Source organism: Pseudomonas sp. LG1D9, from assembly GCF_002949995.1.
Classification (GTDB): Bacteria; Pseudomonadota; Gammaproteobacteria; order Pseudomonadales; family Pseudomonadaceae; genus Aquipseudomonas; species Aquipseudomonas proteolytica.
The window spans coordinates 3,873,999-3,887,221 of sequence record NZ_CP026881.1 but is presented as its reverse complement, the minus strand read 5'-3'; the positions used below and the strand labels follow the sequence as shown (position 1 = coordinate 3,887,221).

10 protein-coding genes and 1 tRNA gene are annotated in these 13,223 nt (G+C 57.8%); 5 read left to right on the top strand and 6 right to left on the bottom strand.

Going from position 1 to position 13,223, the window contains the following annotated elements; translation table 11 throughout:
* Window positions 1–41 precede the first annotated feature (41 nt).
* From yajC to queA, 3 genes are read right to left on the bottom strand one after another with little or no spacing between them, the layout of a single operon-like run.
* On the bottom strand, window positions 42–380 hold the full coding sequence (gene yajC / locus C5F71_RS18205) for a preprotein translocase subunit YajC (protein ID WP_003175975.1): 339 nt from the start codon (window positions 378–380) through the stop codon (window positions 42–44).
* A gap of 43 nt (window positions 381–423) precedes the next feature.
* Window positions 424–1,539, bottom strand: coding sequence for a tRNA guanosine(34) transglycosylase Tgt (gene tgt / locus C5F71_RS18200; RefSeq protein ID WP_177410436.1), 1,116 nt, complete (start codon window positions 1,537–1,539; stop codon window positions 424–426).
* Window positions 1,540–1,544: 5 nt separating this feature from the next.
* A complete protein-coding gene (queA, locus tag C5F71_RS18195; protein ID WP_104911670.1) occupies window positions 1,545–2,594 on the bottom strand; it encodes a tRNA preQ1(34) S-adenosylmethionine ribosyltransferase-isomerase QueA in 1,050 nt (349 codons plus the stop codon).
* A 108-nt stretch (window positions 2,595–2,702) separates the two neighbouring features.
* On the opposite strand from queA, the gene C5F71_RS18190 reads away from it, so the two are divergent.
* The 4 genes from C5F71_RS18190 (at window position 2,703) to C5F71_RS18170 (ending at window position 6,519) form a co-directional block, all read left to right on the top strand.
* Window positions 2,703–2,787, top strand: a tRNA-Leu gene (locus C5F71_RS18190).
* 163 nt (window positions 2,788–2,950) lie between these two features.
* Window positions 2,951–4,279: an integrase arm-type DNA-binding domain-containing protein gene (locus tag C5F71_RS18185; protein WP_068937302.1), complete on the top strand. Its 1,329-nt coding sequence runs from the start codon at window positions 2,951–2,953 to the stop codon at window positions 4,277–4,279.
* Between the two features lie 987 nt (window positions 4,280–5,266).
* Window positions 5,267–6,247 (top strand): integrase domain-containing protein, encoded by a 981-nt coding sequence (locus C5F71_RS18175; RefSeq protein WP_104911668.1) that lies wholly within the window; start codon window positions 5,267–5,269, stop codon window positions 6,245–6,247.
* Window positions 6,244–6,519 (top strand): hypothetical protein, encoded by a 276-nt coding sequence (locus C5F71_RS18170; protein WP_068937301.1) that lies wholly within the window; start codon window positions 6,244–6,246, stop codon window positions 6,517–6,519. Before C5F71_RS18175 ends, C5F71_RS18170 begins: the two co-directional genes overlap by 4 nt.
* Before the next feature lie 57 nt (window positions 6,520–6,576).
* On the opposite strand, the gene C5F71_RS18165 is transcribed toward C5F71_RS18170, so the two are convergent.
* From C5F71_RS18165 to C5F71_RS18155, 3 genes are all read right to left on the bottom strand, one after another.
* Window positions 6,577–7,005 carry a hypothetical protein gene (locus C5F71_RS18165; protein ID WP_158682869.1) on the bottom strand — a complete coding sequence of 143 codons (429 nt, stop codon included), beginning with the start codon at window positions 7,003–7,005 and terminating at the stop codon, window positions 6,577–6,579.
* A gap of 255 nt (window positions 7,006–7,260) precedes the next feature.
* A complete protein-coding gene (locus tag C5F71_RS18160) occupies window positions 7,261–8,376 on the bottom strand; it encodes an HD-GYP domain-containing protein (RefSeq protein WP_017530054.1) in 1,116 nt (371 codons plus the stop codon).
* The gene (locus tag C5F71_RS18155; protein ID WP_104911667.1) at window positions 8,369–12,310 is read right to left on the bottom strand and encodes a response regulator; all 3,942 of its coding nucleotides are present in this window, start codon (window positions 12,308–12,310) and stop codon (window positions 8,369–8,371) included. Before C5F71_RS18155 ends, C5F71_RS18160 begins: the two co-directional genes overlap by 8 nt.
* A 549-nt stretch (window positions 12,311–12,859) precedes the next feature.
* On the opposite strand from C5F71_RS18155, the gene C5F71_RS18150 reads away from it, so the two are divergent.
* Window positions 12,860–13,054: a hypothetical protein gene (locus tag C5F71_RS18150; protein ID WP_104911666.1), complete on the top strand. Its 195-nt coding sequence runs from the start codon at window positions 12,860–12,862 to the stop codon at window positions 13,052–13,054.
* Window positions 13,055–13,223: the final 169 nt, after the last annotated feature.

Here is a 13,223-nt window from a genome sequence, read left to right as displayed (position 1 = left end):
GGGGCGCCTTGCGCGCCCCGTCGATTGGTAAAAGTTGTTACTCAGATCGCTTTGAGCGTGCCTTTAGGCAGCGTGGCGGCGATGGCGCCTTTCTGGAACTTCATTTCAACGGTGTCGGAGACTTCCAGGACTACGAAAGCGTCGGAAACCTTGGTGATCTTGCCAGCGATACCGCCGGTGGTCACAACTTCGTCACCTTTTTGCAAGCTGCCCAGCAGGTTTTTCTGCTCTTTGGCGCGCTTGGCCTGTGGACGCCAGATCATCAGGTAGAAGATGACCAGGAAGCCGACCAGGAAAATCCACTCGAAACCACCGCCCATAGGACCGGCAGCGGCCGGTGCAGCGGCGTCAGCCATAGCGTTAGAGATAAAAAAGCTCATTTAGCACTCCAGTTGCAAATAGTGAATCTTAGGGTCGGGAAACTCAGTCCAAGGGCGGCACGGGAAGCCCGCGCTTGGCATAGAAGGCATCGACAAAGGCGGCCAATGTACCCTGTTGAATAGCCTCGCGCAAACCAGCCATCAGGACTTGGTAGTGACGCAAATTGTGGATGGTATTCAACATGCTACCCAGCATTTCCCCGCATTTGTCCAGATGGTGCAGATAAGCACGGGAGAAGTTCTGGCAGGTGTAGCAATCACAGGTGGAATCCAGCGGCGAATCATCATGGCGATGGAACGCGTTACGGATCTTCAGCACGCCTGTATCAATGAACAGATGCCCATTGCGGGCATTACGGGTTGGCATCACGCAATCGAACATGTCCACACCGCGGCGCACACCCTCTACGAGATCTTCTGGTTTGCCAACGCCCATAAGGTAACGAGGTTTGTCAGAAGGCATCAGGCCTGGGAGGTAGTCCAGCACCTTGATCATCTCGTGCTTGGGCTCGCCCACCGACAGGCCACCAATGGCCAGGCCATCGAAACCGATTTTGTCCAGGCCTTCGAGCGAGCGCTTGCGCAGGCTTTCGTGCATGCCGCCCTGGACGATGCCGAACAGCGCAGCAGTGTTGTCGCCGTGGGCATTCTTCGAACGCTGGGCCCAACGCAACGACAGCTCCATGGAGATGCGCGCCACGTCTTCATCGGCCGGGTACGGCGTGCACTCGTCAAAAATCATCACGATGTCGGAGCCCAGGTCGCGCTGGACCTGCATCGACTCTTCCGGGCCCATGAACACCTTGGAACCGTCCACCGGCGAGGCGAAGGTCACGCCCTCCTCCTTGATCTTGCGCATGGCGCCCAGGCTGAACACCTGGAAGCCACCGGAGTCGGTGAGGATCGGGCCTTGCCACTTCATGAAATCGTGCAGGTCGCCATGCTTCTTGATCACTTCCGTGCCCGGGCGCAGCCACAGGTGGAAGGTGTTGCCGAGGATGATCTCGGCACCGGTGGCAACGATGTCACGCGGCAGCATGCCCTTGACGGTGCCGTAGGTGCCGACCGGCATGAACGCCGGGGTCTCCACGGTGCCACGGGGGAAGGTCAGCCGACCGCGACGGGCCTTGCCGTCGGTGGCCAACAATTCAAACGACATACGACTCATAGTTGTTCCTCTGGGCCGCGCGGCGCCGGATTACGGGTGATAAACATCGCATCACCGTAGCTGAAAAAACGGTACCCGTTATCGATGGCGGCCTGGTAGGCGGCCATGGTCTCGGGGTAACCGGCAAATGCCGAGACCAGCATCAATAGCGTGGATTCGGGCAAATGGAAGTTGGTGACCAGGCAATCGACCACATGGAATGGCCGGCCTGGGTAGATAAAGATATCGGTGTCGCCACTGAACGGCTTGAGCACGCCATCGCGCGCCGCACTCTCCAGGGACCGCACGCTGGTGGTGCCCACTGCGACCACTCGCCCACCGCGCGCCTTGCACGCGTCGACCGCGTCCACGACGTCCTGGCTGACTTCCAGCCATTCGCTGTGCATATGGTGATCTTCGATGTTATCCACACGCACCGGCTGAAACGTCCCGGCCCCCACGTGCAGGGTCACATAGGCAGTCTCGACGCCCTTGGCGGCAATCGCATCCAGCAGCGGCTGGTCGAAATGCAGCCCGGCAGTCGGCGCAGCGACCGCGCCCAGGCGCTGGGAGTACACCGTCTGATAGCGCTCGCGGTCCGAATCTTCGTCGGGGCGGTCTATATAAGGAGGCAACGGCATATGGCCGACACGCTCCAGCAGCGGCAACACTTCCTCGGCAAACCTGAGTTCGAACAACGCGTCATGGCGCGCCACCATCTGGGCTTCGCCACCGCCATCAATCAGGATGCTCGACCCTGGTTTGGGCGACTTGCTGGAGCGCACATGGGCCAGCACACGATGGCTGTCCAGCACCCGCTCCACCAGAATTTCCAGCTTGCCGCCGGAAGCTTTCTGGCCAAACAGCCGCGCCGGAATCACCCGGGTATTGTTGAAGACCATCAAGTCGCCTGGGCGCAAATGCTCAAGCAAATCAGTGAATTGACGGTGTGCAAGGGCACCGCTGACCCCGTCCAGGGTCAACAGTCGACTGGCGCGACGCTCGGCCAAAGGGTGGCGAGCAATCAGCGAATCCGGGAGTTCAAAAGTAAAGTCAGCAACGCGCATGATGGGGTTCGTCTAGCAGGGCCGGGAAGTCTAGCGGAAATAGTGAAAATAGACCATGAAACGTGATTGACCAACGGTAATCACCTCTCTATACTTCGCCGCCATTGAGCCCTGATGGCGGAATTGGTAGACGCGGCGGATTCAAAATCCGTTTTCGAAAGGAGTGGGAGTTCGAGTCTCCCTCGGGGCACCATTTGCAGTACATAGACGACTACCACCGTCTACGTAACACCCCTAGAGCCCGCTAACTGCGGGCTTTTTGGTCTCTGGGGTTCCACCCCCTTCTCTTGCAAGCCAGCCTCTTTTTGGTACATTTTCTGTACATATTCCAGTTCGAGAACCGGAGGTGTACAGCGATGCCATTGACCGTCTTGCAAATCAAAGCGTCCAAGCCTGCCGACAGACCGTTCACGTTGAGTGATAGTTCGGGTCTTGCCTTGCTGGTGAAACCCAACGGCAGCAAGTATTGGCACTTCCGGTACACCTATCAGGGGCGGGCGGCGCGCATGTCACTGGGCGTGTATCCGCATATCTCCTTACAGGAAGCCCGTGAACGAGCTGCAGAATGCCGCAACCTACTCAAGCAAGGCACCAACCCCGGCGCCAAACGCCGCGATGACAAACTGCGACAGCAGGAGGCCGGGCTCAACACCTTCAGGCGAGCCGCGGAGTACTGGTACCAATTCAAATCGGACTCCGGCCGCAGCAGCGCGACGCTGAAGAAGATCCGCGACTATCTCGATAAGGATCTACTGCCCGCTCTCGGCGAGAAGCAACTGGAGCTCATCACGCGAAGCGACTGCGCAAAACTGCAGGCCTGCATCGAAAAACGAGGCGCCTTCAATGTTGCGGACAAGACCCGGACCTGGCTGAAACAGATTTTCAGTCAAGCGATTGCACGCGGCCTGTGCGAACACAATCCAGCCTCCGAACTCCATGCCATTGCGATAGCCCCACCGCCCACTCAACACTACCCACATCTGCACGAACACGAACTACCTGAGTTTCTCCGGGCCTTAAGCAAGACCACCAGCCGGCTACCAGCGAGGATTGCATCATGGATGACAATTCTGACGGCGAGCCGCCCTGGCATGGTTCGCTACGCAAAATGGGAGGAAATCGATTTTGAGGAAGGGATATGGACCATCCCGGCCGCCCGCATGAAGATGCGCAGAGACTACGTCAGCCCTCTACCTCATCAATTGATCGCCATGCTTACCAAACTGAACCAAAGCACTGGCCGCAGTCGGTATCTATTCCCAGGCAATGGTGAAAAGCAGCCAGTCATCAGTGAAAACACGATCAACCTGGTGTTCGCCAAGATCGGCTATAAAGGACGACTCGTCAGCCATGGCACTCGTCATACCGCAAGCACGCTGCTGCGCGAACATGGCTGGCTGAAGGACCATGTCGAAAGCCAGCTGGCTCACGTCGAGGGCGGCATCTCTGGCGAGTACAATCAAGCCCTATACCTGCCGCAACGTCGGATCATGATGCAGTGGTATGCAGACTATCTCGACGCCCTCAAAGAAGGCATTACAGCCAACCTTCGCGATCAATTTGATACTCGCGTTAATCAGTTCCTCGCACGCCCTCCTGCACCGCCTCTAACAGCATCCCATGCACACAAAGATGATCACCTCCAAAAGTTGCCTATCGAGACAGACTCAACGGCGACTCAGTGATCACGTGACGCCTAACCAATTCGACCCGGTCGACGACAACATCATCGCCTTGCAAAACTACCGAGGCGCATTCCAACACTGGTAAGTCGGTGAGATCTCACAGCCCAGCCTTCCACGCGGGTCCATCCAAGCAGGGCTGCAAAGCCGCCCTGCTTGGATGGACCTCACTTAAAAAACCTAAAGCCCATACAGCTATCTGTGGAAAACCACTGATTTCCACCGGTGGATAATTTCATCCACCGCCGCAGAACTTCCCAAAACTCGAGACTTGACCCGAATTATCCACAGGCGTAGAAAAGATCGGGCAAAGCGCTGTCGTTGACAGCAACCCAGGTAGCCAGAACCTTTAAGGCTACGCCACACCGTGGTGGTTCTCCCAAAGTGCGATTAGCGTCCGGCGGTTCGCACGGTCACAGGGATGTGATGGATGCCTACTTTTACCAGCGTGCCCACTGCGGCAACTCATTCCCTTTCATAGCTGCCCTGCAGCAACCTATCCGCTTGGCCATTTCATTGCGCCAACCTGCGCCCGTCTCTTTCTCCCGGAAAGAGACGGGCGCTCCTACCGCTACTGCAACCCAACTCGTACAAGGCATTGCGGCATTTCCCCACGTGACAATCGGCATGACAAACACCGAAGTCACCAGCAACAGCGATGCAGATGATGGTGCTGCAGCCCACGGGATTGACTGCACCTGACTGACAGTCAGGCATGCCCCGGTCATCGCTTCACTGCCTTCACCTGACTCAGGATCTCGCGGCACTGGTCTCGTCAGCCAGTGCAGCCTCCACCCGCCCACCGGTAACGGTGTTCAGGAGGCCAGATCATGAGATGCCCAAGCTCCCGGTCGTAAAGAGCCGCCAGTCCCGCGTTAGTGGACAACCCTCACAGGTCGCAGGGGCCTTGATCCCTGATAACACTCAACATTCTTGGCGGGATGACGTGGGGAAAAGCTTCAACGTTTTGACTTCGAGAGGAGTTTGATCATGGCGTTGGTCGGTAAACGGGACGAGCGCAATTTTGGCTATGGCCGGCAATTGAGCTACGCCGGGCCGCAGGCGTTGAAAGACATGTTCGGCGGTGGGCATTACGGCACGGTAAAGGCGCACAGTGATCGCTGGCAGGCGTTTGTACGCTGGTGTCGGTCGGAGGATGGACCAGGGTTTAACGATGCGCGACAAATTGATCGGCAGACCTTGCTGGACTACGCCGGGTATCTGCGCCAGCAAGTTGAACAAGGTGAGCTCGCTATCGCGACTGCACAAAACCGATTATCCAGTGCGAATCGGACCATGGCCGCGCTGCGAGGTGATCAGTATGTGAAGGTGTCGAGTCCGAGCAAGGCTTTAGGACTGCAGCGCACAACCGTCCGCACAGCAGCCCCGCAAGGCCAGGATCGTGAACAGGTGAAGCGGATCGTCGAGGCGCTCTGCGAATACCAACTACCGCGCGCGGCTGCCATCGTGCAGCTGGCACGAGCCACAGGCATGCGCTTACGCGAGGCGATTTTGGCCGACCTTCCGCGCTTGAAGCATGAGGCCGAACAATACGGCAAGATCAACATCCAGGACGGTACCAAAGGTGGCCGTTCAGGCGCGTCAGCACCTCGCTGGATCGGGGAGGATGATCATATTCGGGACGCACTGAAGTTTGCCGAAAAGGTCTCGCCCGACGATAGCCGCAACCTGCTTGCACCGAACGAACGCTACCTCGATTTCTTGCAGGGAATCGTCGGCCCCGCACGGGACATCCTCCATAAGAACAACCTCAAAGGCTTCCATGAATTGCGGGCAGCCTATGCATGCGAACGTTACGAGCAAATCACCCATCATCCCGCGCCTATCAACGGTGGCCATTGCTATCAGCTCAACCGACACCTCGATCAGGAGGCCCGAGTACAAATCAACTATGAGCTGGGGCACGGCCGTATCGGCGTGGTATCGGCTTACATTGGTGGTCGAGCATGAACACGGCATTCGATATGGAGCTGTTCCTGGCGGGCGTCTTGACCGGATCACACACCACACGCCAACGCCACCTGCGTCAGGCGAAGACTATCCAAACAGCGATCGCTGAGCGCTGGCAATGCGACAATCCATGGACTTGGCAGAGAAAACACCTTGCATGGTTTTTGAATCACCATCTAAACCAGCGCACTGAATCGACGCGCTATTACTATTTGTTGACCATACAATTACTCACTCATCGTCTAGGAAAATCCTGGCAGCTCACCCACTAAGCGAAGGTCAGAAAACGGCCAGAAGCGGACGAAAAACTATTTCCGCTCCCCATTGCTTTAGTCGTCCTGATCGCGGTCACGACACCACCGGAGGAAGCCACTAAACGTAGTTGCGATAGGTGCTAATTCGCCCTTTAGAAGAAGGTCGAACTGACCGAACTCTACATCAAACACAGCTTGGGATGAGCGGTTGTAGAGCACGATGCCTTGCCCCACTACTCCGGTAAGAGCCAGATAACCAACTGGTACTCCAAGCTCGTTGATCGCGTAGGTAGTCACCTGCTCAACCTGATCGATTTCGATCAACTCATACCATCCCCGAACAGGCATTGCGCCGTGACGAAAATAAAGATCGGCTAGCTCAGTACCCTCGATTTCCAACTTGGTGACGTAAAACCAGACGTCAGCTTGGTGAGCTAGCAAATGTGCTCTATAGCCAGAGGAAGAGTTAGATTGGAGCCATTCTTCGATGTCGGAAGGGAGCATATGTTGAGGGCCAGGAGCGAAGTTTGTTCAGCAGGCTATTAGAGTATTTTTACCGTGCAAAGCTCTAGGTAAGCGCTGTCCGCTTCTGGCCGTTTTCTGTCCATCGCGAGAGGCAGAAAACGACCCATGACGGACGTTCAAGCAGATGTGATGCCAAATGATCGATGGAGTGCGCATTGCCTCTACGGGGCATTTCAAAACCTCAAAAAAAAATGACCAAAAGCCCTGGGCATTGATTTCACGGCGACGCGTTGATTAGCCATCCTGACCGCTATCAGCAAAACGCACCGCGATAGCCTGGAATTGCTCATGGTTGGCCAGGAAAACCTCGCAGATTTCTGGATCGAAATGCGTAGCACATCCCTGGCGGATTATCTCCAGCGCCTGATCGTGTGACATGCCCTTCTTGTATACGCGTCGGCTAATCAGCGCGTCATAGACATCCGCCACCGCCATGAGCCTGGCGCTGATGGGGATGTCATCGGCACTCAGCCCATCGGGATAACCGGTACCATCCCACTTTTCATGGTGGCTGTAGGCGATCTCCTTGGCAAGGCGCAGAAATGCCACCGAGGTGCCTAACTGCTCTTCGGCATTCCGGATGGCATCGCGTCCCAGTACCGTATGGGTCTTCATCGTCTCGAACTCTTCCGGCGTGAGGCGCCCCGGCTTGAGCAGTATGCCATCGGGTATGCCGATCTTGCCGATGTCATGCAGTGGAGCCGACTTGAACAGCAGGCGGATGCTCTCGTCATTGAGAAAATGCTGGAACCTCGGATGTTCGCGAAGCATCTCGGCCAGTAGTCTGACGTAGTGCTGAGTTCGTCGAATGTGGTTACCCGTCTCATTGTCGCGGGTTTCGGCCAGCGAGGTCATGGCCTGAATGGTCACATCCTGGATGGCGATGACCTCGGCGGTGCGGCGCTGAACTTCCTGCTCAAGGTAAGCCTTCTGATCACGCAAAAAGTCGGCGGCCGCCTTGACCTTCAATTGGGTTTCCACCCGTGCCAGCACGATGGGTGGATTGATCGGCTTGGTGATGTAGTCCACGGCGCCCATCTGCAAACCCAGGATCTCGTCTTCCATTGTCGCCATGGCGGTGATGAAGATGATCGGGATATCAGCGGTGCGCGGATCGCGCTTGAGCTGCTCTGCCACCTCATACCCCGACAGATCAGGCATCATGATGTCGAGCAGAATCAGATCCGGGCGAGGCTCCTGCACCGCTGCCTTCAGCGCGCGCTCACCGCTGATGGCCACGCGCGTGCGGTAGATGTCCTTCAGCAGGCCATTGATCAGCGTAATGTTCTCCGGCGTATCATCGACAATGAGGATGATCGGGCTAAGTGAGTAGTTTAGCGTTTCACTCATGATGCTCCCTCCAGCACGGGGTATCGCGGGCCGTCGATGCACGCTTGAGTGTTAGCCGTGCGGCCTCGAAGTCAAAGTTGTTCACCTCATTCATCAACTGCTCGAAACTGTCCTGGCCGAGTGCTCCGCGCAACGAATCCGCATACTGCTCCATATAATCCGGCGCTGCTCCGTCATTGGCCTCCAGCAGGTGCATGAGCGCTATGGCATGCTGTGCCCAGTCGACGCTCGATACCGCCGCCGGTGCTGCCTGGCCGCTACCCAGCGCTTGGCGGATCGCATGCACGGCCAGCGAGAGCGCTTCGATCAATTCATTCACCAATGCGTCCGACTCGGCGTGCGCCCTGATCGCGGTTTCCAGCTTACCGGCCATGACTTGCAGGCCGCTGAAGCCGAGGTTGCCTGCAACGCCTTTAACGGTATGGGCCATTCGCTCGGCCGTCGCCCGATCACCCGCGCGCAGCGCGTTCCCCAGCGCTTGCCCTTCCAAAGCCCTGCGGTCGGCAAATTGACCCAGCAGCTTGATGTATAGCTGGCGATTGCCAGCCACTCGCCTCAGTCCGTCGGCGCTATCTAGCCCTGGAATGTCCGGTAGGCGCTCCTCGCCCGATGCGACGCTGGACGGCTCCACTGCCGCCGACCGAGGTACGACCCAGCGCAGAACCGTGGCGATGAGTGCTTGCGGATCCACGGGCTTGGTCACATGGTCGACCATGCCCGCCTCGATGCAGCGCTCCCGGTCCTCGACCCTGGCATGTGCGGTCATAGCAATCACCGGGATCTGTGCGCAGTGAGGCTCGACGCGAATACGCCGGGTCGTCTCGAGACCATCCATCTGCGGCATCTGTACGTCCATCAGCACCGCGTCGTATTGCGCTGCAGCCAACATCGACAGCGCCTCGCAGCCGTTGCCGGCAACTTCCACCAGGGCACCGGCAGCCTCGAGAAGCTCCCTGGCAATCTGTTGGTTGATTTCGTTGTCCTCCGCGACGAGCAGGCGCACTCCGGCGAGCACCTGCGCCTGCGCAATGGGTACGGTTACCGCCACCACGCCCGTTTGCGGCGCGAATAAGTTGACCAGTACCTCTACCAGCGAGGACTGGTTGACCGGCTTGACCAGGAACGCGCGAATGCCGGCCGCTTGCGCAGCGGCGTGCATTTCGTCATGCCCAAATGCACTGACCATGACGGCGTACAATGTAGGCTGCAGGCCAAGCGCCCGGCGCGTCGTCTCGATGCCATCCATCTCTGGCATCTGCCAATCCACCAATAGCACCCGGAACGGGTCGTCGGCCGCCGCACCGCGAAGGCTCTCCAGAGCAGCCTCGCCTGACGCCACCGCGACCGGTGAAAGTCCCGCTACGCGAAGCATATCGGAAAGGATCTGGCGCGCGTCGGCATTGTCATCGACGACCAGGACCCGCGCTCCGGCGAGCTCCGCAGGGACAATCTGGCGCTGCGTACGCATGTGCTGGTCAAGACCAAGCCAGACGCTGAAAGAGAACGTGCTGCCGTTGCCCGGTTCGGAGTCCACCGCGATCGTTCCGCTCATCAGCTCGACGATGCGCTTCGAGATGGCAAGGCCCAGGCCGGTACCGCCGAATTGTCGCGTGGTGGAGCTATCGGCTTGGGCAAAGGCCTCAAAGAGTCGCCCGGCCTGCTCGGGAGTCATGCCGATACCGGTATCGCGTACACGAACCTGCAGTTGAACTTTGTCGCCGGTGCGGCCCAGGTTGCGAACCACGACCGTCACCTGCCCATGCTCGGTGAATTTCACTGCATTGCCTACCAGGTTCAGGATGACCTGGCCCAGGCGCAGCGGATCTCCAAGCAGCGTCCCGGGAACGTCCGACGCCCGGTCGAACAGCAGCTCAATACCCCTGTCGTAGGCCTTTTGCGCAATCAGCGAGGACACGTTGTCGAGCACCGCATCGATCTCAAACGGCACGGCCTCGACGCTGAGCTTTCCGGCCTCGATCTTGGAAAAGTCGAGGATGTCGTTGATGATGCCAAGCAGCGAAGTGCCCGCGTTGTGGATCTTCGAGACATAATCGCGCTGCCGCTGGTCCAGCGAAGTCTTCAGCGCAAGGTAGGACATGCCGATGATCGCATTCATGGGCGTGCGGATTTCGTGACTCATGTTTGCAAGGAAGTCGCTTTTTGCCCGCGTCGCCTCTTCAGCAATCTCCTTCGCCCGCTGCTGCACCTGCTCTACTGCCTTGCGCTCGGTGATGTCCTGCAGCCAGTGGAGCAGCCCTTGCTCCCCCTGGATCTGGATTGGCAGGTAGGTGACAAGTATGGTGCGTTCGCGCCCCTGCCGGTCACGCATCGGTACTTCCTGGTCCTTTGCGATGCCGTCGTCCGTGAGGCGTTCGACGATGGCTTCGCGATCATGCCCATTCGCGTAAATCTGCGAAGCAGCGTCACCGACGCCTACGCCGAACGTTTCACAAAAGCGGGGGTTGGCGAAGCGGATCACGCCCTGGGTAGAAAAGGCTATGTTGATTGGACTCGTATCGAGGATTGCCTGCAGCCGCGCGCGTTCTTCGCTAAGCGCCACTGCTGCCGCATGATGATCCGTGACATCGCGCACCCAGCTAGCGACCAGGGTCTCACCGTGGATTGTCACGAATGATGCGCCGACCAGAACCCAGAGAATTGATCCATTTTTGTGCAACAGGCGAGTCTCGAAGTGTTCGACCTTGCCGTTTCGTGTCAGCAGTTCGAGGAAGCGTTCGCGCTCCTTAGGGTCGACATACAGGCTCGTGGCGTTGCGCCCGAGCAGGTCCTCGCTGACATAACCGGTCGCCTGTGAAAAGCGTTGGCTTACTTCCCTGACGACCCCGTTCCGATCTGCCAGCACCAGGCTGGCGGGGCTTGTATCCATGAGCGCGCGGGTGAAAGCCTCGCGCTCGGCTAGCTCTGCGGCAACGCGCTTGCGCTCGTCCACTTCGCGGTTGAGGCGTCGGTTCCAGGCCAGCATGGCGCCGAGCAACAGCAGGACCGCGACCAAACTCGGGATCGCCCAGTTCATTACGGTTTTGATATCGAGGCTGTCCTCGTTGAAGGACTCCTCGAACAGCCGGTATTCCATGAGCGATACGCGATAGTACCGCCGCCAGCTCGCATCGAGCGGCGAATCAATGCGATTGCTGGACTGGAAGAACCGCTCCAGCGCTCGCGCGAGATCCGGGGCGTTGCGCGCAACACCCCACCCAACGCTGGTCGCTTCGCTGACCGGAAACGCAATGGAGAGACGTTCGGGATCTTCACGGGCCCAGCGCAGCGCGCTTTCGCTACCCAACACCGTGAAATCCACCTTCGCATCGGCGACCAGTTTCACCGCCTGTTCGGTTGGCGCATACACTATTCTGACCGGCTGACTGGAGAGAGGACCGCGGTTGGCTTCATCGATCCACTGCTCGTAGCCCGTGCCCTTCTGCACTGCCGCCGTCAGACCGAGCAAATCAGACACCTCGTTGCCCAGGGACTGGTTGGAGCGATGGGCGATGACCAGGTTGCGGACCCGGTAGTAGGGCACGAGCAACATCTTCGTTTCGCGCCAAGGGACGATCTGCAAGTCATTTGGATAAAGATCACAGCTGCCGTCGGCGAGTAGCTTCGGGTCGTAGCTTGCCTCGCGTACGGTCTCGCCCCGATCGTCGTGAAACTGCGCATCGAAACTCGGCAGTTCCGTTACCTGTGGGCGTAAACCAAGTGATTGCGCGAACGCCTCCGCATTGGTCCGGTAGAAGGAAGCGCTTGAGCCAGCCACGCATATGCGCAGGACGCCACTTTCCCGAATCTGGGACAGCGTACGTGCTTCCACGCATGGCATGCTCAGCACCAACAAGCCTCCCAGCGCAAGCAACGCTCCCCAGCGCGGCTTTGTTTTCAAAATGCATCTACTGGTAGGTAATTGCTCACGATCCAACTCGACATATCCTTGTGAACGCCCTTGCAGAGCTTGTCCGTCTTCCTACACTGGTACGATAGGCTTTTGGAGTGTAGGCATACGCTACAGCAAGCGCCAGCAACAAAAACTGGGCCAGCTAGCGAATTTCCACTGGTGCTTACCGTTCGGAAAGTGAGTTTCCGGACGCTCACTCAGTACTCGTACACATAAGTTTCGCCAATGTCCGCTCCGGGTCGATTCTGTTGAAAAAGTCGGTTATCCAAAACTGCCTGGCCATTGCCTAGTGAGAACACCATTTTTGCAAGCTGCTGCGTGAAATCTGCGTCTGGAAACCTCTGCCAAAAGTAAAAATTTCAATCTCGGACGCGTACTTTTCTGCCGTGGAAACCATGGTCGACTTTTTCAACAGAATCGGTCGACTGCGGCCCTTCATGACTGGCAGCAGTCGACTGTGGATGCACCCTCCTCCCGGTGTCCTTCCGACCATGCGCAACTCCCTACCGAGGTCAGTAATCCTCCTGCTACGCTGAAAATTTCACGGAGGATTGCACAACGCCAAACTCAGACTTGCTCCCTTCCCTGCTATTTAAGATCAACGAAAACCAGCTCGCCCTGGAGGCCGCCATCATGGAGCTTTCGAACTGGGTAGAGATGCGCGGATCGGCGGACGTCGCCGACAATGTTCGGGGCGCCCTAGACACGATCGATCGAAACGAGGAGTTCATCAAGATAACGCTTGCTGTGCTCATGACGCCCGACTAATCGCGAAAGTTCGCCATGTATCAGTTCGACATTTTTTGGCAGACCAGGGAGTCTATCCGTAACCAATTTTTTGTAGATATTATTCACAGCTCGTCGGAAATTGGATGGAGAAATCCAATCAGGCTTCCATCGACACCAGCCCTTATTGGAGGCTGGTAGGGTGTACACT